Annotated in this window: 17 protein-coding genes; 9 read left to right on the top strand and 8 right to left on the bottom strand. The window is 64.9% G+C overall.

The window, feature by feature from the left end; translation table 11 throughout:
• Positions 1-46 precede the first annotated feature (46 nt).
• The 3 genes from MWM45_RS10260 (at position 47) to MWM45_RS10270 (ending at position 2,062) form a co-directional block, all read left to right on the top strand.
• Entirely contained in the window at positions 47-388 is a 342-nt protein-coding gene (locus tag MWM45_RS10260; protein WP_247826357.1) for a hypothetical protein, read from the top strand.
• A gap of 177 nt (positions 389-565) precedes the next feature.
• Positions 566-1,168, top strand: coding sequence for a hypothetical protein (locus tag MWM45_RS10265; RefSeq protein WP_247826358.1), 603 nt, complete (start codon positions 566-568; stop codon positions 1,166-1,168).
• Between the two features lie 123 nt (positions 1,169-1,291).
• On the top strand, positions 1,292-2,062 hold the full coding sequence (locus MWM45_RS10270) for a YcnI family copper-binding membrane protein (RefSeq protein WP_247826359.1): 771 nt from the start codon (positions 1,292-1,294) through the stop codon (positions 2,060-2,062).
• Positions 2,063-2,126: 64 nt separating this feature from the next.
• On the opposite strand, the gene rsmD is transcribed toward MWM45_RS10270, so the two are convergent.
• The 8 genes from rsmD to MWM45_RS10310 are packed head-to-tail and all read right to left on the bottom strand — an operon-like array spanning position 2,127 to position 10,101.
• Positions 2,127-2,699 carry a 16S rRNA (guanine(966)-N(2))-methyltransferase RsmD gene (gene rsmD / locus MWM45_RS10275; protein ID WP_247826360.1) on the bottom strand — a complete coding sequence of 191 codons (573 nt, stop codon included), beginning with the start codon at positions 2,697-2,699 and terminating at the stop codon, positions 2,127-2,129.
• Between the two features lie 10 nt (positions 2,700-2,709).
• Positions 2,710-3,786 carry a sulfate/molybdate ABC transporter ATP-binding protein gene (locus MWM45_RS10280; RefSeq protein WP_247826361.1) on the bottom strand — a complete coding sequence of 359 codons (1,077 nt, stop codon included), beginning with the start codon at positions 3,784-3,786 and terminating at the stop codon, positions 2,710-2,712.
• Positions 3,783-4,631, bottom strand: a complete 849-nt coding sequence (locus tag MWM45_RS10285; protein WP_247826362.1) for an ABC transporter permease — start codon at positions 4,629-4,631, stop codon at positions 3,783-3,785. Before MWM45_RS10285 ends, MWM45_RS10280 begins: the two co-directional genes overlap by 4 nt.
• On the bottom strand, positions 4,621-5,418 hold the full coding sequence (gene modA, locus MWM45_RS10290; protein ID WP_247826363.1) for a molybdate ABC transporter substrate-binding protein: 798 nt from the start codon (positions 5,416-5,418) through the stop codon (positions 4,621-4,623). The genes MWM45_RS10285 and modA overlap by 11 nt, the downstream gene beginning before the upstream one ends.
• 5 nt (positions 5,419-5,423) lie before the next feature.
• A complete protein-coding gene (locus tag MWM45_RS10295) occupies positions 5,424-5,828 on the bottom strand; it encodes a TOBE domain-containing protein (protein WP_043445844.1) in 405 nt (134 codons plus the stop codon).
• Between the two features lie 38 nt (positions 5,829-5,866).
• Positions 5,867-8,122: an ATP-dependent DNA helicase RecG gene (locus MWM45_RS10300; protein WP_247826364.1), complete on the bottom strand. Its 2,256-nt coding sequence runs from the start codon at positions 8,120-8,122 to the stop codon at positions 5,867-5,869.
• The gene (locus MWM45_RS10305; protein WP_247826365.1) at positions 8,112-9,056 is read right to left on the bottom strand and encodes a DAK2 domain-containing protein; all 945 of its coding nucleotides are present in this window, start codon (positions 9,054-9,056) and stop codon (positions 8,112-8,114) included. Before MWM45_RS10305 ends, MWM45_RS10300 begins: the two co-directional genes overlap by 11 nt.
• A gap of 22 nt (positions 9,057-9,078) precedes the next feature.
• The gene (locus tag MWM45_RS10310; protein WP_247826366.1) at positions 9,079-10,101 is read right to left on the bottom strand and encodes a thiamine-phosphate kinase; all 1,023 of its coding nucleotides are present in this window, start codon (positions 10,099-10,101) and stop codon (positions 9,079-9,081) included.
• A gap of 175 nt (positions 10,102-10,276) precedes the next feature.
• Between MWM45_RS10310 and wecB the strand changes: the two genes are divergently transcribed.
• From wecB to MWM45_RS10340, 6 genes are all read left to right on the top strand, one after another.
• A complete protein-coding gene (gene wecB / locus MWM45_RS10315; RefSeq protein ID WP_247826367.1) occupies positions 10,277-11,458 on the top strand; it encodes a non-hydrolyzing UDP-N-acetylglucosamine 2-epimerase in 1,182 nt (393 codons plus the stop codon).
• Between the two features lie 290 nt (positions 11,459-11,748).
• A complete protein-coding gene (locus MWM45_RS10320) occupies positions 11,749-13,245 on the top strand; it encodes a metallophosphoesterase family protein (protein WP_247826368.1) in 1,497 nt (498 codons plus the stop codon).
• A 167-nt stretch (positions 13,246-13,412) separates the two neighbouring features.
• Positions 13,413-14,129, top strand: a complete 717-nt coding sequence (locus tag MWM45_RS10325) for a phosphocholine cytidylyltransferase family protein (RefSeq protein WP_247826369.1) — start codon at positions 13,413-13,415, stop codon at positions 14,127-14,129.
• A gap of 26 nt (positions 14,130-14,155) precedes the next feature.
• Complete coding sequence (locus MWM45_RS10330; RefSeq protein WP_247826370.1) at positions 14,156-17,869, top strand: bifunctional glycosyltransferase/CDP-glycerol:glycerophosphate glycerophosphotransferase; 3,714 nt, start codon at positions 14,156-14,158, stop codon at positions 17,867-17,869.
• 82 nt (positions 17,870-17,951) lie between these two features.
• Complete coding sequence (locus MWM45_RS10335; protein ID WP_247826371.1) at positions 17,952-21,764, top strand: CDP-glycerol glycerophosphotransferase family protein; 3,813 nt, start codon at positions 17,952-17,954, stop codon at positions 21,762-21,764.
• 221 nt (positions 21,765-21,985) lie between these two features.
• Positions 21,986-24,979, top strand: coding sequence for an XcbB/CpsF family capsular polysaccharide biosynthesis protein (locus MWM45_RS10340; RefSeq protein ID WP_247826372.1), 2,994 nt, complete (start codon positions 21,986-21,988; stop codon positions 24,977-24,979).
• Positions 24,980-25,682: the final 703 nt, after the last annotated feature.

Genomic DNA, 25,682 nt, shown 5'->3' on the forward strand with positions numbered 1-25,682 from the left:
GGCTGAAGCAGTTTGGCATGGACCCTTCCCCCTGGGAGACCCAACCATGAGCCACAAACTGCGCGTCACCATCAACATCGACCTCGACCTCCGCCAGGCGCGCATGGAGGTCAACGGGTGTCTCACGGAGGAGAACTGCCAGGCACTGCTGCCCATCATCCGGCGCTGCTTCCGCATCCTGCGGGACCCGCGCGTCGTGATCGATACGAGCAAGGCCCAGCACATCGACACCGAGGGCCTCGACGCCCTCCGCCGCCTGGGCGTCGGACAGGTCGACCACACCGCCTTCGATCTCCCCGGATCCTGCTCCCTCGTGGTGCCGGACGACCTTCCGGTGTGCCCCGCCCGTGCCCCCCGGTTCCATGGCAGCCACCAGTACGCCTCGTGACCCGTGGCCTGTCGGCTCGTGCCCGCGGGGCCCATCCGGAGACCGCGCCCGGACGAAGTACCGGTACGCGGATGGCGCGGACGACGGCGGTACGCTTGTCGGGCAGGTGAGCGTCGGCCGTTCCAGGCGCCGGGGGCCTCACCCACGCACGGGAGCACGACAGGGAGGGAGATGCGCATGGCTGGTGGCGGCCTTCCCTATCTCCGGGCCCTCACGCTCGTCTCGCTCATCATGTCGGTGTCCGCGGCGTCCCACCTCCTCGCCGCCGGGCACCTGCCGCACCTCGGGGTGATCCTGCTCCTCGGGGCGCTCCTCCTGGTCCCGATGACACTGCTCACCCGGCGTGCGCTCTCGTTCCGGTCGGCGCTGCTCGCCATGGGCGCCGGACAGCTTCTGCTGCACACCCTCTTCGGCATGACCGCCGCTCCCGCGGTCTGCCAGAGCTCCTCCGCGATGCCGGGCCACCACGCGGCCTTCGAGCTCGCCTGCTCGCCCGCGGCGCAGGACACGATGGGCGCCACCTCGGGGGGTCTCGCGATGCTGCTGCTGCACACCCTCGCCACGGTGGTCCTGGCCGTCGCGGTCGCCCGCAGCGACCATGCGCTGGCGTTCCTCCGCGCATGGCTCCTCCCGCTGTTCGTCCTTCCGGCGCTCGCCCCGCAGGCCCCGCCCCGCCGCCGTCCCGTCCGGGACGTCCCGCCGCCCGTCCCGCCGCTGTCGGTGCATGCTTCGATGCCGACGCTGCGCGGGCCGCCGCGCGCCCACGCGCTGCCGATCTGACCCGGACACGTCCCTGCGGACCCTGGGCCAGGGTGGCGCTGCCCGCACCACTTTCCCCAGTTCCCTGCTGCTCCACGTCCTCCCGCGGTCGCGGGCTGGAGCGCACCCCCGAAAGGCAGTCCCATGACTTCGTCCCACTCCTCACGCGCCCTCACCACCGGCGCCGTCGTGCTCGCCACCGCCGGCCTGATGACCGTCGGCCTCGGCGCGGCCGGCGCCCACGTCAGCGTCGCGCCCACGTCCACCACGGAGGACGGCTACGCGCAGCTCACCTTCAGCGTTCCCAACGAATCGGAGACCGCCGGCACGAACAAGCTCGAGGTGCAGCTGCCCACCGAGCAGCCGTTCACCTCGGTGCGGGTCAAGCCCGTGGAGGGCTGGACGGCCGAGGTGGTCACCGGCGCCCTGCCGGAACCCGTCACCACCGCCGACGGCGCCACGCTGAGCGAGGCACCCCTGTCCGTCGTGTGGACCGCGGAGGAGGGCGCGGAGATCTCGCAGCAGGAATACCAGACGTTCTCCATCTCGGTCGGCCGCCTCCCGGAGGCCGGCTCCACCGTGCTGCTGCCCACCACGCAGTCCTACACGGACGGCGAGGTGTCGGCGTGGACCCAGGAGACCGTCGAAGGCGAGGAGGAGCCCGAGAAGCCCGCGCCGTCCTTCGTGACCACCTCGGCTGCCGAGGGCGAGGACGCGCACGGCTCCCACGGCGCGGAGGAGACGGAGGCGGCCGATGAGGCCGTCGACACCGAGCAGGCGGGGTCGACCACCGACGCCGCGGCAGGCACCGACACGGGCTCGACGTCGGCGGTCGGCTGGGCCGGCCTGGCCGCCGGTCTGCTCGGGCTCGCCGCGGGCGTCACGGCGCTCGTCAGGACGAGGCGCCGGGCCTAGCACCCGCAGTCCGGGCCGGGCTCCGACCCCGACAGGGGCCTCGGGGCCCGGCCCGCGCAGCGCGTCAGTCGACGGCGGGCTCCAAGAACCACAGGCGCGTCTCGCCGTACTTCTTGTCCGCGAACCGCTCGAGCCACGCGGGCCACTCCGGCTCCGGGGACCTCGACGACCGCTCGACGACGACCACCGCTCCCTCGGCCAGCCGCGACTCGAGCGCTCCGAGGACCGCGAGCACGCCGTCCGCCATGACCGTGTACGGCGGATCCATGAGCACGAGGTCCCACCTCAGGTCCGGCGCCGCGCGTTCCAGGTACGTCTCCACCTTGGACCGGTGCACGCGCACCGCCGTCCAGCCCAGCACCCTGTTCACGAGGTCGGCGTTCTTCTGGGCCACTGCGGCCGCACGGTCGGCGGATTCGACGAGGTCCACGGTGGCCGCGCCGCGGCTCGCGCTCTCGACGCCGAGGGATCCCGAGCCGGCGTACAGGTCCAGCACGTGCGCGCCGTGCACCACCCCGTAGGACTCGAGGCTCGAGAAGAGGGCTTCCTTCACGCGGTCCGTCGTGGGCCGGGTGCCGTTCCCCTCGACGCTGGTGAGGGTCGAGCCGCCCGCGGCTCCGGCGATGATACGGGTCATAGCGTCGACTCTATCGCCCGACCGCACCGGGCTCACGCACGCCCTGCACCGGGTAGATGCTTGCGTCCTCGTGGCGGAACCCCAGGAACAGCCGGCCGCCGGGCACGATCCCGAGGGCGACGACGTCGGACGGGGCCACGTCCGCCGCCAGGCCGCCGGCGTGCAGGCGCACGAGGTCGCCGCGGTGCTCGACGTCGTCGACCTCCGCTGCGATACAGACCGCCCCCGGCGCGGTGGTGGCGCTGCGGGACACCGTGACCCGGCCCGGCCGGACAGCGAGCGCGAGGGAGGACCCCTCCGGTGCCGTGCCGGCGAGCGGCACCGTCCACCCGTCCCCCGCGGTGAAGCCGTCCGGCGTCCGGCGACCCGTCACGAGGTTCAGGCCGGCCAGGTGCGCGCCGAACGCCGTCACCGGGCGCGTCAGCACGGCGGCGGTGGCACCGGATTCGACCACCCTTCCGCCGTCGAGGATGAGCACGCGGTCGGCGAGGAGGAAGGCGTCCAGGGGATCGTGCGTCACGATGATCGCCGAACGGTCCGCGAGGACGTCCCGCAGGAGGGTCCGGATGGCCGGGGCGACGGTGACGTCGAGGGCGGACAGCGGTTCGTCCAGCAGGAGCAGCGACGGGTCCGCGGCGAGCGCGCGGGCGACGGCGACGCGCTGCGCCTGCCCGCCCGAGAGCTGCCCGGGCCGGCGTCCCGCGAGATCCCCGGCGCCGACGCGGTCCAGCCAGGACAGGGCCGTCGCGCGGGCGGCGGCGCGGTCCACGCCGCGGCTCCGCGGACCGAACGCCACGTTCTCCAGTGCCGAGAGGTGCGGGAAGAGCAGCGCCTCCTGCGCGAGCAGCGACACGCCGCGGTGCCGGGGTTCCGTGAGCGTGCGCCGGTCCGCGCCGACGTCGAACAGGACCGTCCCGTCCAGCTCAGCCCGTCCGGTGGACGGCGCGAGCAGCCCGGCGAGGAGGGTGAGCAGCGTGGACTTGCCGGCGCCGTTGGGCCCGAGGACGGCGAGGGTCTCCCCCGGGGCCAGTTCGAAGGCGACGTCGAAGCCGCGCTCGGCCAGGGTCGCGGCGAACGTGAGGCTCATGGGCGCGCCGCCTCCCTGGACGGTGCCCGCGTGGACGCGGCAAGGTCCCCGAGGGGCCTCACGCGGTGGGCCACCCCGACCACGGCGATGGCCACCAGCACGAGGATGAAGGAGAGGGCGACGGCGGCGTCCGGGTCCGTCTCCCGCTGGAGGTACACCTCGAGCGGGAGCGTCCTCGTGGTGCCCTGGAGGCTGCCGGCGAAGGTCAGCGTGGCGCCGAACTCGCCGAGGGCCCGCGCGAAGGAGAGCACCGCCCCGGACACGAGCGCCGGCAGTACGAGGGGCAGGGTGATGCGCCGCAGCACGGTCCAGCGTCCGGCGCCCAGGGTGGCGCCCACCGCCTCGTAGCGCGTGCCGACCGTCCGCAGGGCACCCTCGAGGCTGAGCACCAGGAACGGCAGCGCGACGAAGGCCTGCGACAGGACGACGGCGGTGGTCGTGAAGGCGATCTCGACGCCCAGGGCACTGAGGCTGCTGCCGAGCAGCCCCCGCCGGCCGAACGTGTAGAGCAGCGCGATGCCGCCGACCACGGGGGGCAGGACCAGCGGCAGCAGCACGAGGGAGCGGAGCAGCCGCTGGCCGCGGAACGAGGTCCGGGCGAGGACGAGCGCCATGGGGACGCCGACCAGGACGCAGAGCGCCGTCGCGGTGAGGGAGGTCCGCAGGCTCAGCAGCAGGGCCGTCGTCGCACTCTCCGACGTGACGAGCGTGACGAAGTTCGGCCAGTCGACCCGCAGGGCCATCGCGACGATCGGCAGGACCACGAACAGGCTGCCGACGACGGCGAGCGCCACCACCCAGCCCGGCAGGCGTGCGGCGTTCAGGGGCCCGTGGTCACGGCGCACCGAAGCCCGCCGCCCCGAGGACGGACTGCCCGGACGGTCCGGATGCGAACTCCACGAACTCCTGCGCGGTCCCGGCGTCGCCGCTGTCGGCGAGCGCGGCGATCGGGTAGGCGGTGGGAGCGTCGGCGGCCTCCGGGATGTCGATGCCGCGGACGGCGTCGCCCGCCGCCCGTACGTCGGTCACGTAGACCAGGCCGGCGTCCGCCTCGCCGGAGGTGACCTTTCCCAGCACGTCCGTCACGGAGGACTCCTCACTGACGGGCGACAGGTCCACGCCGGAGGCCTCCTCGACCTGGACGGCCGCCGCACCGCAGGGCACCTGCCGCGCACAGACCACCGTCCTGATGCCGGGCCGCGCCGCGTCGGCGAGGGAGGTGATGCCCGCCGGGTTGTCCGGCGGCACGGCGAGCTGGAGCGTGTTGGTGGCGACCTCCACCGGGTCGCCGGCGAGCAGGTCCGCGACCTTCGCCATGGTCCCGGCGTCGGCGGAGGCGAAGACGTCGGCCGGCGCGCCCTCGCTGATCTGGGTGGCGAGATCGGACGAGCCGGCGAAGTTCAGGCTGACCTCCGCCCCCGGGTATGCCTCCTCGAACTGCGCGGCCAGCTCCGTGAACGAGGCCGTCAGCGAGGCGGCGGCGAACACTGTGATGCTGCCGTCCACTGCATCAGCGCCCGAGGACCCTGCCGCGTCGGGGTCCGCGGTGCCGCAGGCGGTCAGGGCGAGCACAACGGCGGCCGCGGCTCCCGCCCCGGGCGCGCGGAAGCGGAGGGCCGGCGTCGTGCGCACCCCGGTCACGCCTTGCCCGCCGGGGTCTCGATGATGACCGTGGTGGCCTTGACGACGGCGATGGCGATCGTCCCCTTCTCCAGGCCGAGGTCCCGGACGGCCTCGCTGCTCATGAGGGACACCACGCGGTGCGGACCGCACTGCAGTTCCACCTGGGCCATGACGGTGTCCGTGATGATGTCCGTGATGATGCCGACGAAACGGTTGCGTGCGGACCGGCCGATGTCCGAGGGGTCCCCGGGGAGCACGGCGTTGCGACGGGCGAGCCCCGCGAGCTCCAGCGCGTCCACCACGGCCCGCCCCGAGGCGTCCTTGGTGCTGCCGAGGAGTCCGCCGTCGATCCACCGGCGCACGGTGTCGTCGCTGACGGCGAGGAAGCGTGCGGCGTCGCCGATCCGTATCTGCGTCATACAGGCGAGGTTACCTCCTCAGACGCGGAGAACGCAGGTCAGCCCTTCTCGAGGAACGCTTCCTTCTCGGGGTTCAGGTACAGCTCGATCGCCAGCGCGAGGCCGGGGAGATCGTGCAGGTCAGGATCCTCGGCCACGATCTCCTGGGCGTCGGTGCGCGCCTTCTCGATGACCTTGCCGTGCTGCGTGATCTTCAGGAAGCGCAAGGCCGAGCGCCCGCCGGACTGCGACGCCCCGAGGATGTCCCCCTCACGGCGGAGTTCGAGGTCCTTCTGCGAGAGCTCGAAGCCGTCCGTGGTGGACGCGACGGCGGAGAGCCGCTCCCGGCTCGGGTGCTCGGGTTCCAGCTTCGTGACGAGCAGGCAGGTTCCTGCGTGCCCGCCGCGGCCGATGCGCCCGCGCAGCTGGTGGAGCTGGGAGATGCCGAAGCGGTCGGCGTCCATGATGACCATGAGCGTGGCGTTGGGGACGTCGACGCCCACCTCGATCACCGTGGTGGCGATCAGCAGCTGCACGGTGCCGTCCGCGAAACGTCCCATGACGTCCGCCTTGTCCTGCGGATCCAGGCGCCCGTGGAGCATACCGCTCGTGACGCCCTGCAGCTGCGGGATCCCGGCGAGGGAGTCGAAGAGCGCGACGACGCTGGTGAGCTCCTGCGCTCCCCCGCCCTTCCGCTCCGCAGCCGGTTCGCCGTAGAGCGCCTCGGGGGCGTCGTCGTCGGCCTTGCCGTTGTCGCCGATCTTCGGGCACACCACGTACACCTGCCGTCCGGCGTCGATCTCCTCGCGCGCACGCGACCAGATGCGGTCGATCCACGCCGGGTGCTCCGTGAGCCCCACCTCGTGCGTCGCGATCGGCGACCGGCCGGCGGGCAGCTCGGAGAGCGTGGAGGTCTCGAGGTCGCCGAAGACCGTCATGGCGACGGTCCGCGGGATCGGCGTGGCGGTCATGACCAGCACGTGCGGGGAGGTGCGGGCCTTGGTCCGCAGGGAGTCGCGCTGCTCCACGCCGAACCGGTGCTGCTCGTCGACGACGATCAGCCCGAGGTCGAAGAACTGCACGTTCTCGGAGAGCAGCGCGTGCGTGCCGATGACGATCCCGGCCTCCCCCGACGCGGCGTCGAGCAGGGACTTCTTCCGCTGCGCCGTGGACATGGACCCGGTCAGCAGCACCACGCGCGTGCCGTCCAGGGCGCCGCCGAGCATGCCGCCCTCGGCGAGCGGGCCGAGCGTCCGGGTGATGGACTGCAGGTGCTGGGCGGCCAGGACCTCGGTGGGCGCGAGCAGTGCCGCCTGTCCCCCGGCGTCGATGACCTGCAGCATGGCGCGCAGCGCCACGAGGGTCTTCCCCGAGCCGACCTCGCCCTGCAGCAGCCGGTTCATGGGGTGGGTCCGGGCGAGGTCCTCCGCGAGGGTCAGGCCGACGTCGCGCTGGCCCTGCGTCAGGGTGAAGGGCAACCGGGCGTCGAACTGGTCGAGCAGTCCGTCGGCCTGGGGCGGGCGCGCCGTCGCCTCCTCCCGGGCGGCGAGCGCACGACGGCGGGCGAGGGCCGCCTGCAGCACGAACGCCTCCTGGTAGCGGAGGCGGTGCTGGGCCCGGTAGGCGTCCTCGATCTGCGGCGGCCGGTGCACGAGCTCGTAGGCCGTGGCGAGGCTCATGAGCTTGTCGCGGCGGGCGATCGACGCCGGGATGGGATCGTCGAGGTCGGAGAGCCGCAGGGTGTCCAGGACCACGCCCACGGCCTTGGCGATCGCATCGCTGCTGAGCTTCTCGACCGCCGGGTAGACCGGGATGGGGCGTTTGGCGCGGGCCGGGTCGTCGTCGCCCTCGTCGAGCAGCGAGTAGCGAGGATTGGTCAGCGACAGATGGCCGCGGTAGAGCGTGACCTTGCCGGAGAACATGGCCCGCACGCCGGGTTTGAGTTCGCGGGCGGCGGTGAAGCCGTTGAAGAACGTGAGGTTCATACCGCCGAGGCTGCCGTCGGCGTCGTCGGTGATGACCACCTCCAGGAGCGTCCCCTTGCGCGTGTGCATGCGCCGCGAATTGGCGGACTGCACCCGGGCGATCAGGGTGACCTCCTCGTCCACCGGGACCTCGGCGATGGGCGTCAGCTCGCCGCGCTTGAGGTAGGTGCGCGGGAAGTGGTTGAGCAGCTCCCCCACGGTGGTGATGCCGAAGTGCTTGTCCAGGAGCTTGGCCACCGGACCCAGGCGCTTCTCCAGCGGTGCGTCGAGCTCGGAGGCGGTCGCCGTTCGGGCCGCGCCCGTCACCGGACGCACGACGTCAGGACTCACCGGCCTCGGCTCCTACCGGCGGGGCGGCGAGCTGGGTCACCGTGATGTTGACCGGCGTTCCCGCCTCATGGATGAGGGCCAGCGCGGGTCCGGGGTCCGGGACGTGCACGTGGACGCGCCAGCGGTAGCCGTCCTCGACCGGGGAGACGGCGCTCATGATCACCGAGTCGCCGATCTCGTCGAGGTGGAGGCGGAGGGTGGCGGCGTCCAGGGGGCTGAGGTTGATGGTGCACATGACCTCCACGCCGTCCGCGTCCCCGCCCCGGTGGATGTGCGGCGCCTGGATGTCGTAGCCGTGCAGCCCGTCGAGGAGTTCGTCCTGTAGCTCCTCGCCGAGGGCCGCGGCGCGCAGGGCGTCGAGGATCAGGAGGAACCCCACGCCCCCGGCGTCCACCACCTTCGCCTCGGTCAGCGCCCCGAGCTGGCTCTCCGTGTCCACCACGGCCCGCAGCGCGGCCTGCACGGAGGCCCGGAGGGTGACGGTGAGGGCGTGGTTGCTGTCATCGCCGGCGTGCGCGGAGGCGGTCTCGGCCGCGCCGCGTGAGCTCGCCTCGAGGACCGAGAGCATGGTGCCCTGCACGGGGTCGCTGAGTGCGGACCAGCTGCGGATCTCCGCGCGGTGGAGTGCGGAGGCGAACAGGGAACTGGTGAGCCGCGTGCTGCCGTGCAGCGGTTCGGCGAGCGCGGAGAGGAAGACGGCGAAGAGGGTGCCTGAGTTCCCGAGCGCCTCCTCCATGGCGGCGCGGCCCGCGACGGTCAGCAGCGCGCCGAGGTCCAAGGCGTCGTCGTTATGCGCGGCGCGCGCGGCGGACCGGACGGTCATGTAGAGGTTGGTGCCGGTATCGCCATCGGCGACGGGGAAGATGTTGATGGCGTTCAGGCGGTCGCTGTGGTTGCCGAGGGATTCTTCGGCCTTGCTCAACCAACGCTTCATCGCGAGCGCGTTCGCGGTGATCCTAGTGTGCAAAGTGATCCCATCCCCTGAGAGCTGCGGGCTGTGACGCCAGTGTCACGAGCGGCTGGCCCGGCACCACCGAGCCTACCGCAGTGAACCCGGGCGGCAGCAGGACGTCCTGCGGGAACGTGGCGAGGAGCCCGTGGTCCTCGCCCCCGCCGAGCACCCATTCCATCGCATCCATGCCCAGGAGCGCCGCCGTTCCCTCCAGCGGGACCGCGTACTGCCGTAGGGCGGACAGGTCGAGGTCCAGCCCCACGCCGCTCGCCGTCGCGATGCGTCCGGCGTCGCGGATGAGGCCGTCGGAGATGTCCAGCATGGCGGACGCACCGGCGACGGCGGCGTCCGGACCGGCAGCCAGGGGCGGTCGCGGCCGCAGCTGCGCAGCGACGAGCTTCTCCCCCGCCGGCCCGAAGTCCTTGATCGGGCGGCCGTCCTCGAGCAGGGCGAGGCCCGCGGCGGCCCGCCCCGGCGCCCCGGTGACGGCCACGGTGTGCCCGGCCTTCGCGCCGGAGCGCAGCACGGGCTCCCGCCCGTCGAGGGTCCCGGTGACCGCGGCAGTGACGACGAGCTGTGCGCCGGCACCGAGGTCACCGCCGACGACGCCGCACCCGGGTGCGCCGAGCTCGCGGATCGCCGCGGTCAGGCCGTCGGCGAGCGCCTCGACCCACTCCACGGGCGTGGCGGGCGGGAGGGTGAGGCTGACGACGAGCGAGGTGGCCCTGCCCCCCATCGCGTTGATGTCGCTGAGGTTCTGGGCGGCGCACTTCCAGCCGACGTCGTAGCCGGTGGTGCGGTGGCCGTTGGGGCGCAGGAGCCGGAAATCGTGGTCCTCGACGAGCGTGTCGATGCTGATCACGGTCCGGCCGTCGGGTGCGGCCAGGATGGCGGCGTCGTCGCCCGGGCCGAGGAGGACGGCGTCCGGCACGGGGAGGCGGGGGAAGATCCGCGCGAGGAGTTCGGCCTCGTTGAGGTCTCCGACCGCGAGCCGGTGCGTGGAGGTGGGGGAAGGCGACTGCGACACGCCACCACGCTACAGCGCAACTCCGACACCGCCCTGTGTCCTGGTTTGCGTCGTGCCGCGATTACAGTTAGTCCTAATTTCCGGCCGCAGTGGTGGGGATCCAGTGAATCCGCTGGGCGGCTCCTCATCGAAGCGCATCACTGCATGCATTTCTTTTTCATCACACGGGGGTCCTATGCCTGTAGTCATGCCCATCTTTGGCACGCGTCCCGAAGCCATCAAGATGGCCCCCATCGTGCAGGCGCTCAAGGCGTCCAGCGTGCTGGAGTGCGTCGTCACCGTCACCGGCCAGCACCGCGAGATGCTCGACCAGGTGCTCCGCCTGTTCGACGTCGAGCCGGATCACGACCTCGAGATCCTGCGGCCCGGGCAGACCCTCGCCGGCATCATGACGCGGACCATCGACGGGCTGGACGCGCTCTTCGCAGCCGCTCCCCCGGACGCCGTGGTGGTCCAGGGCGACACCACGACGTCGACGGCGGCCGCAATCGCAGCGTTCTACCGCGGAATTCCCGTGGTGCACGTGGAGGCGGGGCTGCGGAGCGGCGATCTCTTCTCGCCGTTCCCCGAGGAGGCGAATCGCAAGATCACCACTCAGATCGCCAGCCTCCACCTGGCCCCCACCGCCGAGAGCCGGCAGAACCTCCTCAATGAGGGGATCGCCGCGAACAACATCGTCGTCACAGGCAACACGGTCATCGACGCGCTCCTCGACACCGTAGCCAAGAATGTTCCCTTCGCCGATCCGAGGCTGGAGGACCTGGCCGCATCCGGTCACCGTGTCCTCCTTGTGACGACGCACCGCAGGGAGAACCAGGGCGAGGCGATGCGCGGCATGGGGCGGGCCCTCGCCCGGCTGGCGGAGTCCGAGCCAGACCTCGTGATCGTGCTCCCGGTCCACAAGAACCCGGTGGTCCGGGAAGCCATCCTCCCCGCCATCGACGGCAAGCCCAACGTGCTCGTCACGGAACCCCTGGACTACGGCGAGTTCACCCGGTTGCTGTCCATGGCGCACATCGTCCTCACCGATTCCGGCGGTATCCAGGAGGAGGCCCCAAGCCTGGGCATACCGGTGCTCGTCATGCGTGAGAACACGGAGCGGCCGGAGGCTGTGCAAGCCGGGACGGTGCGCCTGATCGGGACAGACGAGGAGCGCCTTGTCAGCGAGGTCAGGGCGCTCCTTCATGAGGATGACCGTTATTCAGCGATGGCGGCGGCGCTCAATCCCTACGGTGACGGCACGGCAGCCGGGCGCGTCGTCGCGGCGCTCGAGCACCTGTTCGACGCCAGCCCCCGGCCTTCGGACTTCGCACCCCAGGCGGATGACTCCGCGACGTATGAAGGACTGCTCTCCTGACGTCTCCGGACCGTCCAGCCCCGTCGGTCTCGCGGCGCCGACTCCTCCAACTCTCGCTCGCTGCAGCCACCGTTGCGGCCGTGGGACCGCTCAGCGGCTGCTCCGCCGACAAGCCGCACAGTGCGACGTCGACCAATCCCGTGCCTCTTGGTCGGGCGACCACGCGCGAAAAGACCATCCGGCTCGGATCTCCACTGTCCGAGGGCCGGCCGTACCGTGTGCTCGACGCAGGGGGCGCCCAGGAACCGGTGCTGCGGGAGGATCTCGCGCAGCGACCCGAAGGAGCCGATGTGGATCCCACAGCGCGCGCGGTTTTCGGGCATGTCACCGACTCACACATCATCGATGCGACAAATCCTGGCCGGTTGTCCTTCCTCTGGCAGTACTCAGATTTCAAGGAGGGCTACCCCACCTCCGGCAGGTTCCGGCCACAGGATGCCCTCACGCTTCACGTCCTGGATGCAACGGTCCGGGCCTTCAACGACCTCGAGAGGGGGCCCGTCACCCGCCGCGGCATCGACGCGCTCGTGCTGACAGGCGATATCACCAACTCTTTTCTCACCAGTGAATTGGAAGGAGCAGCGAGAATACTGAAGGGCGGCGCCGGCAACTCCAATCCCGCGGGCCGCTACGAGGGCATTCAGGATCACGAACCGGCTCCCCGCAGGCTGCAGCTGAACGTCTGGCATCCCGAACCCGAGAATGGCGATGCTCCACAGGATCAGTGGAAAGAGCCGCATGGGTACCCGACCGTTCCGGGACTGCTCGCCGCTTCCAGTCGGTCCATCGATGCCCCGGGCACGGCTTTTCCCTGGTACGTGGGATTCGGCAACCATGACGAAGCCGGGCGCCTCGACGGTTCGCTGATCTCGAACGGCGAGCAGTTCCTGGATCTGCTCCGGACCGGCCCCATCCTTCCGTTGGAACTGCCGGAGGAATTGGACACGTCGGAGTTCTGGAGGCTGGTAGCGGGCGGCGAAAAGGATCGGGGGCGCCTGCTGGCCGAGCTGCCGTCGCGCAGAATCACCGCTTCCGATCTGCGCACCGTCTTCGACAAGCCGACGTTCCGGGCCGAGCTCACGCAGCCCGGCCAGTCCATCGACCGGCCGGGATCACGGGACGTGCTCTATTACGCTTTCGACGTCTCACCCGACGTTCGCGGAATCATGCTAAACACAGCCAGCCCCGATGGAGGCGGTCGCGCCGTTCTCGACCGGAACCAGGCAGCCTGGCTGGTGGAGCAGTTGCAGGCAGTGTCCAGCAGGTACGTCGACGACGAGGGCACAGACGTGACGGCCGACGTCGAGGACAGGCTGGTGGTGCTGTTCAGTCACCACCCGCTCCGCGCTTTCGACGAGGCCCCGTCCTCGGAGGACGACGGCGGCGAGTCGATAGCGCGCGATGATCTGCTCGACCTCCTCACGCGCTTTCCGAACCTCGTGCTCTGGATGAGCGGCCACGAACATCGACACAAGATAGTGCCCCATGCGGGCCAGCGCGATTCCGGAGGGTTCTGGGAGATCACCACGGCATCGCTCATCGACTTCCCCCAGCAGTCACGGGTGGTCGAGGTGATGGACAACCGGGACGGCACCCTGTCCATCATCACGACGCTCGTCGATCATTCCTCCGCCGACGATGTCCAACGCGACGGACCCCAGACGCCGCAGTCACTTGCCGCGCTCAGCCTCGAACTGGCCGCCAATCGTCCAGGACTGGACGCAGAACGCGTCATGGGGAGCAGCAGAGACCAGAATGCGGAGCTGTTGCTCCCTGCCCCCTTCTGACCTGACCCGACAGGAAGACCGGCGCGCCCAATTCGGTAGTATCTGCTGCTCCTGTAGTATCACGGCGGGGGCACCCCAAATGGCGGTGCGGCTGCAAAGGTCTCGTGGTATGACGTCTGGTCGATCATGCTCCTTTTCCAATGGCGAAACATTCGATGGGATCATTCATGACGGTTCAGGCAGTAATTCTTGCAGCGGGTATGGGAACACGACTCGCACGCCCCCACCCCAAGCCGCTCACCGAATTGAGCGACGGACGAACCATCATGCAGCAGCAGGTGCAGAATCTGACGTCCGAGTTCAAGAAGAAGCTGCGCCTGTCGATCGTCGTTGGGTTCAAGCTGGAATTGATCCTCGAGCACATCCCCCACGCATCCTTCATCTACAACGAGGCCTTCGATCAGACGAACACCTCGAAGAGCCTCTTGAAGGCACTGCGGAATTCGACCAAGGGTGGCGTGCTGTGGATGAACGGCGACGTCGTCTTCGCACCCGAGATCGTGAATTACCTGCGACCTTTCATCGAGCAGGACATCTCTTTCGTCTCGGTGGACATGTCCTCGGTGAGCGACGAGGAAGTGAAGTACACCGTTGACGAGAACGGGCACATCGAACAGCTGTCCAAGACCGTCGAGGGGGCCCTCGGTGAGGCAGTGGGCATCAACTACATCTCGTCGAAGGACAAAAAGAAACTGATCAAGCGCCTGGCGCAGGTCGGCGATCAGGACTACTTCGAGCGGGCCATGGAGCTCACCATCACCAAGGACAACGTCCAGTACACGCCGGTCGACATCAGCAACTTTTATGCCGTCGAAGTCGATTTCGCCGACGACCTCGAGCGGGCCAACGAAAAGTTGGACGCCAGAGTCCCCGCGAACGCCTGATCCACCCTCTGAAGGACGTTTCACTCATGGCACGTTGGACCAACACCGCCGACGACGCAGTCTCCGGCATTCGTCGGATAGCTGAACGGCAACTGCGCACCGCGTGGCAAAAGCTACCGGCGGAACAACGCACGAAGCTGCGGCAGGCCGTTCATCCGGCCGACGCGGCGAAGGTCCAGCGCCGGGTGTCTACGCTCGCCTCGGGCAGCGCCCGCCCTGCCGTCCCGGCGCAGAAGCCCGTCATCGCGATCAGCGTTGTGGTGTCGGACGCCGCGCAGGATCTGGCGGCCACGCTCCAGAGCATCCTCCGGCAGAAGTTCACGCCCCTGACGATCGTGGTCGTCGACACCACGGGCGAGGATGCCATTGCCGACGAGACGGCCACCTACGTGAAGCGGGATGGCCGGGTCACCTTCCAGTCCGCGGCAGGACTCTCGGCGCCGGCCGCACGTCTGATGGCGGTGGAGCGAGCGACCACCCGGTGGGTGATGTCCCTGAGCGCTGGCGATGTTCTCGCACCAGGAGCGATGGAAGCCGCCATCAAGTCCCTCAAAGCCACCAAATCCGACCTGGCGGTTGGGACGGTCGGAGTACGGAAAGGCTCGAAGTTCGTCACCCCGGCTGCACAAAGCGCCGTCCACGGCACCGAGAACCTGACCACGACGCTCGAGCACTCACCGGGTCTCGCCGGTGACCTCTATCTCAGCAACAAGGTCTTCTCGAGGTCTTTCTGGCTGGAGGAGCTGACCGGAGTCGAGTTCGACGGCGAGCTCTGGCAGGCCGAGCTCGTGCGGACCGCCTACCGGCGAGCAGGAACCATCGACCTGATTCCCCGCAAGGTCAGCGACGTCGTCGGTGACCGTGGTAGTGACGTCCTGACCCGGGAACAGCTGTGCAGCCCGGCAATTCTCGACGAATACCTTCGCCGGATGACACGGGTCATGACCGCGGATGCCGGCAGCTCCTCACCGGACCTGGCAGAGCAGCTACTCACACGGCTGCTCGGTGAAGACCTCTTCCCGTTCTACGAAGTCGTACCCCGGACGGACGATACCTATTGGTCCCTCCTGGTCCTCGGCACACGGGAATTGGCTGCGCTCGGGCCGATCGCCTGGCATGACATCCGCCTGCACAACCGGCTCATCCTCGCGGCGGTACTCGACGACAACCGCGCCGACGTCGTCGCCATCTGCGGATCGCGCAGCGATCTCGGATCCACCTTCGCCACCACGCCCGACGAAGGGATGCTCCTCGCCCAACCGCCGTACCTGCCCGACCTGGTACAGCAGCCGATGAAGCACCTGCTCGCCTGCCAGGACGTGGATCTGCGAGTCACCAGCAAGATCACCGAACTCGAGTGGAACGTCGACGGCAGCCTCGAAATCTCCGGGCACGCCTACATCCCGTCCATCGATCCGGTGACTGCAGATCTGAACATCGAGGCCATCGTCATAGACCCGGACGGCGCGGAGATTCACACGCTCGTCGTCGAACGGCACCGGGACCCCCGCATTGACTGGGACGCCAACGACAACTGGACGAGCTACGCCGACAGCGGCTTCTCGACCCGCATCGATCCGTCGATGCTTCTCGCCGATGGCGCAACGGCGTCGTCTTGGTGGCTCAAGCTGCGACTGACGGCTCATGACCGCGTACTGGAATCGCCGGTGACCCGGCGGGAAATGACCGGGGCTGCAGGATCAGTGCCCATCTCCCCGATCGATGGTCAGCGGCGGGTCGCCGTCGAGTTCAAACCCAAGACCGGACTGACGCTGGTGCGGGTCGCGCCCATGTATTCGGCAACAAGCGTTGCCCTCGAGGGACGCACGCTGACAATCACGGTGGAAGCTCACTCTGCTCCCCTAGCGTCCAAGATCACGGTCGAGTGCGCAAAGCTGGCCATCAGGAAGACCGCTGTCTGCGTAGACGTCCGCGGCAATGTCGCGGATTACCGCGTCGTCGTCCCGCGCCTGTCGGCCGAGGCCTCTCCCCGGGTGGAGCACCAGTGGGACCTGCGACTGGACAGCGGGTTCAAGACGCCCCAGCCGATAGCGTGGCGCCCGGACAGCGTGGCCTTCGAGGACCAGCACGACCGGACCCGGCGCCTGCGCCTCAAACTCACCGGCTACGGCTTCCTTGCCCTCGAGGAGCGCCGGTACCGCGTCGAGGCAGACAGCGTGGTCGTGTCCGACGACGGCCGCTACCTCACGCTCCAGGGAACGGCCGACTTCACGAGCATCCACGCACCGCGTCTCGTCCTCTCGAGTGGCAAATCGGTCATCGAGGCGGACCAGGTCTCCTTGAACGTGATGCGTAATCAGGGCAGCAATCGCTTCATCGTCCGCTTTCCACTCATGTCCACTCCGTGGAGCGGGCAGGAAATTGTGCCCGAAGCCGGGGCCTACAGCGTTCGCTATATCCCGCAGAAGTCCGAGGACAACGTGGGGTACTGGATCCCGGCCGCCCCGGTAATGCAGGGCACCATGCCGTCGCGCGAGCTCCGCGACGCCCTCGAGGTCGGGCTGAGCAGAACAGCCGTGGCGGGGGCTCTGACGGTCCATTTCCGGCCCCCGCTGGCCCCAGAAGAACTTGGACGGTTCAATCAGCAATCCCTCCGCAATGCCGTCGCCCGTGCGGATCTGCCATTGCGGGATGCTGTCCTCTTCATGTGCTTCGGTGGGCGCCGGGCCACCGACAGCACCCGCCGCATCTTCGAGGAATTCCAGCGCCGCGGGGCCACCAGCGACATGTACTGGGCCATAACCGACTACTCGGTGACCGTGCCGGACGGCGCGCAGCCCGTCCTGATCGGCTCACGGCTCTGGTACGCACTGCTGGCCGGGGCGAGGCTGCTCGTCAACAACAACAACTTCCCCTTCTACTTCCGGAAGCGGGAGGGCCAGACATACATCCAGACCTGGCACGGCACACCGCTGAAGAAGCTGGGCAACGACGTCGCACGGACCAACTTCTCACTGTCCTACTGGAATCTCATGCACAGGGAGGCCGGCTACTGGGACGCCCTCCTCGCCCAGAATCCATACGCGGCCGACGTGCTGGCCACCTGCTTCGGTTTCACCGGACCGGTAATTACCGAGGGCTACCCACGCAACGACTCCCTCAAAACAGTCGATGCCGATGCTCGTCGCTCAGCAGTCCGCGACCTCCTCGGTATCGACGCGGGCAAGAAGGCCATCCTGTACGCACCGACCTGGCGCGACGACGCCAAGAACACCTCGAAGCAGTACGAGATGGTCACCTATCTGGATTTCGAGGCCGCTCAAAAGGCACTGGGTGACGACTACGTGATCCTGCTGCGCGGCCACCACAACATCGCCGGCCAGCGCCAGACCGCCGGCAACCGTTTCGTCATCGATGTCACCGAGTATCCCGAGGTGAACGACCTCTACCTCGCTGCGGACGTCCTCATCAACGACTACTCATCGGTGATGTTCGACTTCTGCGTGACAGGAAAACCGATCATCTTCTTGACCCCAGACATCGCGCAATACCGCGATTCCACGCGAGGGTTCTACTTCGATCTCGAGGAGCAGGCTCCCGGCCCCCTGCTCATGACGACACCCGAGGTCGTCAACGCCATCCAGTCGCTGCCATCCATCAGAATGCGATACGCCGACCGGTACCGGAGGTTCGCGGAGACGTATGCGCCGATGTGCGACGGCTCGGCGACGCAGCGTGTGGTGGACGCGCTCCCGGTCAGCGCCCTGTCACGGATATAGACCGCTCACTGGCCCTCGGCCCGCCGACACAAATTGCAGCCCGATCGAAACCCCTCGATTGTGCTCACTCACGAGGAGTCTCATGACCAACGGGATAGCCCGTCACGATGCCATCCACCACTCGGAAGGCCCACAGGATTGGGTGGCGGTCGCCGAAGTACTGACGAGCCGGTTAGCGGCGGGCAGCCACATCTCACCGGACGAGCAGTTCGAGCTGGGCCACGCTCAGTTCCATCTCGGCAACCTCGAAAGCGCTGCTCAACACCTCACAGCCGGTCTGGAGCTTGATCCGTCCAATCCGCGGTGGCACTACAGGTTGGGCTACATCAGGGAGAAGCAAGGATTTTTCACAGATGCCCGAGAACAGTACTCGGAGGCTCTTCGACTCCAGCCGGACAATGAGCGTTGGGAGCATCGGCTCGCTTCCGTTGCTACCGCGGCCGAGCGGCAGCAAGCGGCCGAAAGAGCCGAGCTGGCCAAATCACAGGCAATCTTCACCGAGCGCCGGCTCCTCCTTAAGGAACGGAAGGCTCCCAAATGGCAGGAGATCGATGTTCTCGCTGCCGGCAAGCCTTTCTTCAAGGAGGACCCCGAGTGGCACAGCGCCCTCGCCGATGCCTTGTTCTTCATGAATCGACACGCAGAGGCGGCAGAAAACTACGCTGCCGCTGCGCGTCTGACACATGAAAACGCGCAACTCCACTTTCGGGCAGGTTGGGCGTACCATCTGGCAGGTTCAGACCACCTCGTAGACCGTCACTTCACCCATGCGATCGCTGCCGACAAGGAACTGCAGTCTTCGCGACTCGGAATCGGTGCCTTCTTCCAGAAGAAGGGCCAATGGCTGCTCGCTGCAACACACTACCAAACAGCCTTTCGCCACAACCCCTCGGATGCGGAACTCGCCTATCACTGGGGCTTCGCGCTGCAGCGCTGCTACGACTGGCAAGGTGGAGCCAATGCAATCCGGACGGCAATAGCCCTCGATCCGTCACAAGCACAGTGGCACTACCGCCTCGGCTTTTCCCTGGAGCGGAGCGCTGATTGGGCCCAAGCCGCAGAGGCATATTCGTATGCTCTGGCGATTTCAAGTAGCCCGAACGAGTATTGGTCCTACAGGCTGGGTTGTGTCCTAGCCAACGCCGACCGCTTCGAAGAATCCTGCATCGCCTTTCTCGGCGCCAGGGCGGTCCTTCTGGAGCCGCCTGCGCAGCAAGACTCCGCGTACGCCGGCAACGAGTACCTCCGGAATGTCATCTCCGCCGGGCTACGCGCTGCTCGATCCGCGCAGTCCTGGGAGCAGTGCGTCCAGTTCGCTCAGTTCGCAGAACGAAACGGAGACCTGGAGACGGCAGCCGAAGCATATAGGGCCGCTACGCAACGATCAGAAAAGCATCAGCCCCCGTTGTACTTCTCACTCGGCACGTTGCTTTACCGCCTTGGCCGCTTCAAAGAAGCGACGGCTGCACTGCGGGAGACTCGTCTGTTGAAGCGACCACACGGAGTCAATACCGCACCTTATTTCAAGGATGTCGCGCTGCGGCAATCAATGATCTACGTCGAGTACCTGGAGACGCTGCCGATCAGGGAAGACGTCATCCTTTATGAAAGTAGCCAAGGCAACTCGATCGGATGCAATCCACTCAACATCTTCCGAACACTGCTCAAGGACGATCGATTCGCGACAAAGACCCACGTCTGGGTCATCAACGATCGAACGAAGATACCCGACGAGCTCCGCAGCCTACCCAACGTTATTTTCGCCGCGCGAGACACTGACCTCTACTTGCGCTATCTCGCGTCAGCCGCGCATCTCCTCAACAACAACACGTTCCCCCCATACTTCAGCCGCCGTCCGGAACAGAAGTACCTCAACACGTGGCATGGCACCCCAATGAAATCACTCGGGCGTGACATCAAGGACGGGTTCATGGACCATCGGAATGCCACCCGAAACTTCCTCCATACCACCCACCTGCTGGCCCCGAACGAGTTCACGGCCCAGATGCTTCTGGACAAGTACGAGATATCCGCGTTGTTCGACGGTCGAGTCGCCGTCACCGGCTACCCTCGGGTAGACGCGACGATCGGTCTGGATCAGAAGTTGCGCACACGGCTGCGTGCGCGGCTCGGGATCGACCCCACGCAGAAAGTGATCCTATACGCCCCTACCTGGCGTGGATCGCTCGCCGATAGGAGGCTGGATAACGACCAACTGCTCGCAGACTTGAACACCATGGCCTCGATCGATGCCCGCCTGTTATTCCGAGGGCATCCCGTCACCGAAGCACAACTAGATGAAGCCGGGGTCGCCGCACACCTCGTTCCCGCCAACATCGATACGAACGACCTCTTGGCGATCGTCGACGTACTCGTCACCGACTACTCAAGCGTCGCGTTCGATTTCATGGCAACGGGCCGCCCAGTCCTCTACTACGCATACGATCTCGAGGAATATCACCAGGAACGAGGATTGTGCCTCGACATTACTGAACTGCCCGGCGAGCTTTGCCGCAACGCCGCCGAGCTTCGCGATGAGTTGCAACGAGCGCTCCGACGCGAGCCGGTGAATGAAATGAAGGCTGGGCAATTCGTGGGCCTCGAATGCGGTAAATCGTCCGCGCGTGCGGTTGAGTTTTTCTTCTTTGGAGCGACCGACTGGTTGATGCCGCGAGTCGAGGATAAACGGAAGACAATGCTGATGTACCAGGGCTCATTCATACCAAATGGCATCACGTCTTCCTACCTCAACCTCACATCGCATCTCGATCCAACGGATACACAAGTCTATGTGGCCATCGAACCCTCTGCTATATCTTCGGATGAACGACGCCAAGAAAAATTCGACCAGAATCCGCAGCACGTCCGCGTTCTTCCACGTGTCGGTGGACAGCTGATCGGTGCGGAAGAGCGCTGGATCGTCGACAAGTTCAACGCGCAAAGTAGCCTTCAAACGGACGAGCAGTGGGAGATTTATCACGCCGCGTTCGCCCGAGAATTCCGGCGTATGTACGGCACGGCTTGCTTCGACGCGATTGTCTGCTTCGAAGGCTACGCTCGCTTCTGGGCCGCACTGTTCGCAGCCGCACCGTCGCAATCTTCCACCAAGTCAATCTTCCTGCACAACGATATGCACAGCGAATGGCTACACCGCTTCCGATACCTTGAATCGATGTTCCGACTATATCCCAGCTATGACTCGCTGATCTCCGTTACGGAAAGTGTCAGCCAAGAAAACAAACTGCAGCTGGCGGAACGCTTCGGGCTCGATCCTGAGAAGTTTCACCACAGCAACAATTTGGTCAACGCTGACGCAACAATCGAGCTGTCTCAGGAGCCAGTCCCCGAAGCGATCGAGCAGTGGATAGGCAATTGCGCGTCAGTTTTCGTTACAGCAGGACGTCTCTCGCCGGAAAAGGATCACACAAAACTCTTGGAGAGCTTCGCGTTACTGGTTGCCACCCACGAAGACGTGAAACTCATTATTCTTGGAGACGGTCCGCTAAGGGGCCGACTCGAAAGGCAAATCGGACAGCTCGGTATCACCTCGAAGGTTCTACTTGCAGGCCTACTGATGAACCCTTTTCCCGTGATCCAGCGAGCGTCCTGTTTCATCTTTTCGTCCAACTACGAGGGCCAGGGGCTTGCCGTCCTAGAAGCCCTCATTCTGGGGAAGCCAGTAATCTCGACCGACGTTGTCGGCCCCCGCAGCATCCTCGGAAACGACTACGGGCTCCTCGTCGATAATTCCGTCGAAGGTCTGTGGAAAGGCATGACAGCTTTCCTCGACAGCTGGCCGGGTTATATGCCGTTCGACTATGCCAAATACGAAACGGAGGCCCTTAGAGCGTTCACGAATATCGCGTTGGAACCACTCCGTGAAGCGCACAGCTAAGGTATAGGACGTCTGCCCCGGTTGCATTGGTGCACAGCACCAAATCGAACCGGCAACATGGGATCGTCCGAAGGCGGGCAGCACGATCCACTTCTCCTGGCGGAGGTCTGATTGCCGACCTTGGCCACGTAGATAACCAGCCGTTTACCCAGTCCGCCGCTCATGTCAGCCAGTCATTCTGCGGACGAAATGGCCGGCCGCGAAGCCTAGTGAGGAACTCAATGGAATCTTCGTACAAACTGCCCGAAGGGCGCTACACAATGCTGAACGCATCCGTCAGGCTTACATATGGCGGGGCCACCAGATCACAACTTCTGAGAGCTCGCCTTTTCTCGGAGTACTCGGATCAAAGGGTCGAGCTCGCCACGTTCGACGCCTTTGCTGAGTACGACACCGAACGAGAGTTGCTGCGAGATAAGGGCCTGTTACCCGGCACAGTGACGCTGAGAAACTTGTACGAAGAACTTTCAACTTCGTCAGACTTAGGTCAATTTTCTTCCACGCCCCTCGCGGACATCCCGGCGTGGTATCAAGAGACGTTGACTCGAGACTACGTGATCGAGTATGCGAAGAACGGCACGCCGTGGCGTCGAGCCATCGACGTCAACGGTGATCGCCGATCGTTCTACTTCCAATATTTGCGCAGCGATGGCTCTATCTACGCCACTGTAGATCGACGAATCGGCGGCTCAGACTGGGACAGGCAGGAACGCGGCGTTGTCCTCACTGATGTCTTCGGGAACCCGGTCGCTGTTTTGGCAAGCATCCCGGAACTCATCAACAGCTGGATAAGGATCATGGGTGCGGGTGAAGATCGACACTTCCTCATTTTCGACTCCAAAGAATCGGGTAGGCTCATCGCCGAGCACCCGCGTGAGGCCAACCAATTTCTCCTATTGACCGCCCATACACCCCACCTTCAGCCACCCCGACACTGGAACTCCCCCGCGGCTACCACCGACTGGCAGGAGACGATATCTGGCCTACAAAGCTGGGATGCCTTCATAGTACTGAGCGACGCTCATCGTCACGATCTGGAGCTCGCCCACGGGAAGGTCAACAATATATTTGTCCTGCCCCATCCCATCGGTGAGGTGGACCTGCCGACGGAGGACGCCAGGGATCCGGCCCTCGCAATGATTGTCTGCCGGCTTGAAAAGCAGAAGCGAATTGAAGATGCACTACAGGCATTTCGTCGTGTCGTAGATGAGCTGCCTGGAGCAAGGCTGGAAATCTACGGCGAGGGTAGCAAGCGCACTGAGTGGCAGGAATTGACACAAGCACTTGGACTATCCGACTCCGTGAGCTTTCTCGGCTACGATCCGAATCCAGGAAAGCAGTACAGGCGTGCTTCCGCATTCCTCATGACCAGCCTCTTTGAAGCACAGCCACTGGCGCTTCTTGAAGCGATTTCACACGGAAGTCCGATCGTTGCTTACGACATAAAATACGGTCCCGCTCAGATGGTGCAACATGGGGAAAATGGGTACCTGGTGCCTGAAGGAGATATAAACGACTTTGCTCAAAAAACCGTTGCAATTCTCAGTAATACCACACTCTCCGCCCAAATGTCGAAATCCTCTTTGACCATGTCAGAAAATTTTCAACTGCCGCGCTTCTTTGCTGCATGGAGCGAGCTACTAGACACAATTTGTGACCAAAAATCATCTCGCTCCGCATTGATGACGATAAAAGCAGAAATCGTAGAGTCCGCACCTGTTTTTGAGCGTCCATTCAATCAGATTTCGATCAACGAAGTTCCCGACTGTATTGATGTCGTAGTTCGCACTTTCGTTCAAACCCATACTACTAACGCCACCTTTGAAGATCAGCTCAAACTCCAGCTACGGGTCCAGAATCTCGAAAGCCCCGGTGTGGTGTTTTTGAGTACAAGTTATTTGCGTGAACCAGGCTCTCAGGATCAGTTCATTGTAGCGGCTCAAATTCTCCGGAAAGATATCGAGAAGCATTTCCCTGATGCCACACAGGGGTTCGAATTATGGTGTGAAGCGACATTCAATAATGCTCACTCCTTAGTCCGCTGTGGTTCAGTCGACACGAGTTCGAACCGCCAAGCTGATCTTCTGCTCGAACCCATCGAAAGGCGAGTACCTCGACTGGAGAAGACGAATACTACCCAAGAAGTATCCCAAAGTAGCGCCAAATCGGGGGCGCTGAACTTGAAGCTTCTTGATGATGTTGACGCGGCTCTCGGGTCTACTAGGGAAAAACCATACTTCATCTACCTGAATGATACGGGCGGCGTACTTGAAGGGCGCAGCACTTTGAAAGCAGCTCACCAGGATCAACGAATCAAAAAGTCAGTGAACGCGCTTGCGCAGCGCGGATACTATGTTTATCACACCACCGGCGGTGTAAGTAAGTTCGTAAAGGATGAGCATATCCCGAGAATGTGGAACAGTGTTCAAGATGGAACTTACTCCGTATCCGACGAAGGTGTAATTCACATATTGGAAGAACCACTCGCGGGAGTTCGCCCCCGCAAACTTATCGTCGTCTTCTCCTCGATCGGGGACATATTCAATGATGGCCTGTTTCGCTTTTTCACAAGGAACTACAGAAGCATTCAGAAATTCGTCCCACAAGACGCCGCGATCCTTAGAATTGCAGATGTCGGCGGTGTGGTCGGAGCATTCTATCTGAATACTGCGTATCGCACGGACAACGTGCGCCGAATCAGCGCGCTGATTGAAAAGACTCGTGAAAGACTGGGGCTTTCCAAGGACGACGTTATAACCTACGGAGCGTCCAAGGGGGCGACTGGAGCGCTCTTTCACGCGGTGACAAACGGCTATAGATCACTTTCGGTTGAGCCTATCCTAAATGATCATTATTACGAGAACACTTTCGGCGATACCCACTTCACTAAGGGAGGCAATTTTCCGTCTACTAAGGAAATGGTGTTTGAAGCGTTGATGTGCAATCACAAAAGTACTTTGATGAAAAGATCAGAAAGATCTTTGCCAAGAATAGTTGTGATCTACTCCGAGCAGTCGCCGCAGTCCCGTTATATTGATCATTTACTGGCTGGGAATCTCGCAAGCGACATATCGGTGGTCAATGTCACTCACCCAAGCATCAAAGACCATCCTGATGTTAGTCCTGCCTCCCTGAACCTCGCAGCAACGTTCCTGAATATGCTTTGCTACAATTTCGCCATACCTGGCGGACACTTTAGTTTACGTTGCGAGTGAAGCGTGGCAACGATTTGCAACCTTATCTCAGTTTGCGTCACCTCGTGCAAATGGGGTGAGGGCGGACTTCGCTTTATTCAGATCTGCCAATCTTATGAAGGGCATGGCCAAATCCGCGACAGTGTCTCAAGTGCGGTTCCCACCTATAACTGATTACACTCGGGCTCGATTCGCGCCGATCGAACTAAATTCCTAGTAGTTCGATACGGGTCGCTCGGGGCGATCTGCCGCGTCAAATTTGCGGGAGCTTCATTTTTGTGTGACGTCGTACTTGTATCGCCCAAATGTGCCTGGCGGCCCAGGGATAGGTGACTTGCCCCTAGTTGATCACGACCGTGTTTTTCTGCCTCTTGCGTTCGGGCTGAGCGAGCCGTCCGCGGCCCGATGCGGCGGAATAATAGCGGCCCATAGCCCTCTCATTGCGGAGCGTCCGGCAAAGGCTCTCGGGCCTATCATTGCTCGTCAATCGCTTATTTTTTCGTATTTTGGTTCCGAATCAGACGGCCCCTTGTCTCGCATTACTCCTGTGGCTTGCAGACCGAATCTTCCTAGCACACGACTCTTTGGACCTTTGAGCGGCGTGCTGAAGACCATGGCACGGCGTGCTGGCGGACGCCGAGGGCAGGACCCGGTCAATGTGGTGCTTGCCGACTAAATGCCACCCGCTGCCATCCACGCGGTGCCGGTTCCTTCACGGCGATAT

Source organism: Arthrobacter antioxidans, assembly GCF_023100725.1.
GTDB lineage: Bacteria > Actinomycetota > Actinomycetes > Actinomycetales > Micrococcaceae > Arthrobacter_D > Arthrobacter_D antioxidans.

Coding starts and splice junctions, on each gene's coding strand:
- MWM45_RS10260 (WP_247826357.1), top strand. CDS start 47: ATGAGCCACAAACTGCGCGTCACCATCAACATCGACCTCGACCTCCGC.
- MWM45_RS10265 (WP_247826358.1), top strand. CDS start 566: ATGGCTGGTGGCGGCCTTCCCTATCTCCGGGCCCTCACGCTCGTCTCG.
- MWM45_RS10270 (WP_247826359.1), top strand. CDS start 1,292: ATGACTTCGTCCCACTCCTCACGCGCCCTCACCACCGGCGCCGTCGTG.
- rsmD (WP_247826360.1), bottom strand. CDS start 2,699: ATGACCCGTATCATCGCCGGAGCCGCGGGCGGCTCGACCCTCACCAGC.
- MWM45_RS10280 (WP_247826361.1), bottom strand. CDS start 3,786: ATGAGCCTCACGTTCGCCGCGACCCTGGCCGAGCGCGGCTTCGACGTC.
- MWM45_RS10295 (WP_043445844.1), bottom strand. CDS start 5,828: ATGACGCAGATACGGATCGGCGACGCCGCACGCTTCCTCGCCGTCAGC.
- MWM45_RS10305 (WP_247826365.1), bottom strand. CDS start 9,056: ATGAAGCGTTGGTTGAGCAAGGCCGAAGAATCCCTCGGCAACCACAGC.
- wecB (WP_247826367.1), top strand. CDS start 10,277: ATGCCTGTAGTCATGCCCATCTTTGGCACGCGTCCCGAAGCCATCAAG.
- MWM45_RS10325 (WP_247826369.1), top strand. CDS start 13,413: ATGACGGTTCAGGCAGTAATTCTTGCAGCGGGTATGGGAACACGACTC.
- MWM45_RS10330 (WP_247826370.1), top strand. CDS start 14,156: ATGGCACGTTGGACCAACACCGCCGACGACGCAGTCTCCGGCATTCGT.
- MWM45_RS10335 (WP_247826371.1), top strand. CDS start 17,952: ATGACCAACGGGATAGCCCGTCACGATGCCATCCACCACTCGGAAGGC.
- MWM45_RS10340 (WP_247826372.1), top strand. CDS start 21,986: ATGGAATCTTCGTACAAACTGCCCGAAGGGCGCTACACAATGCTGAAC.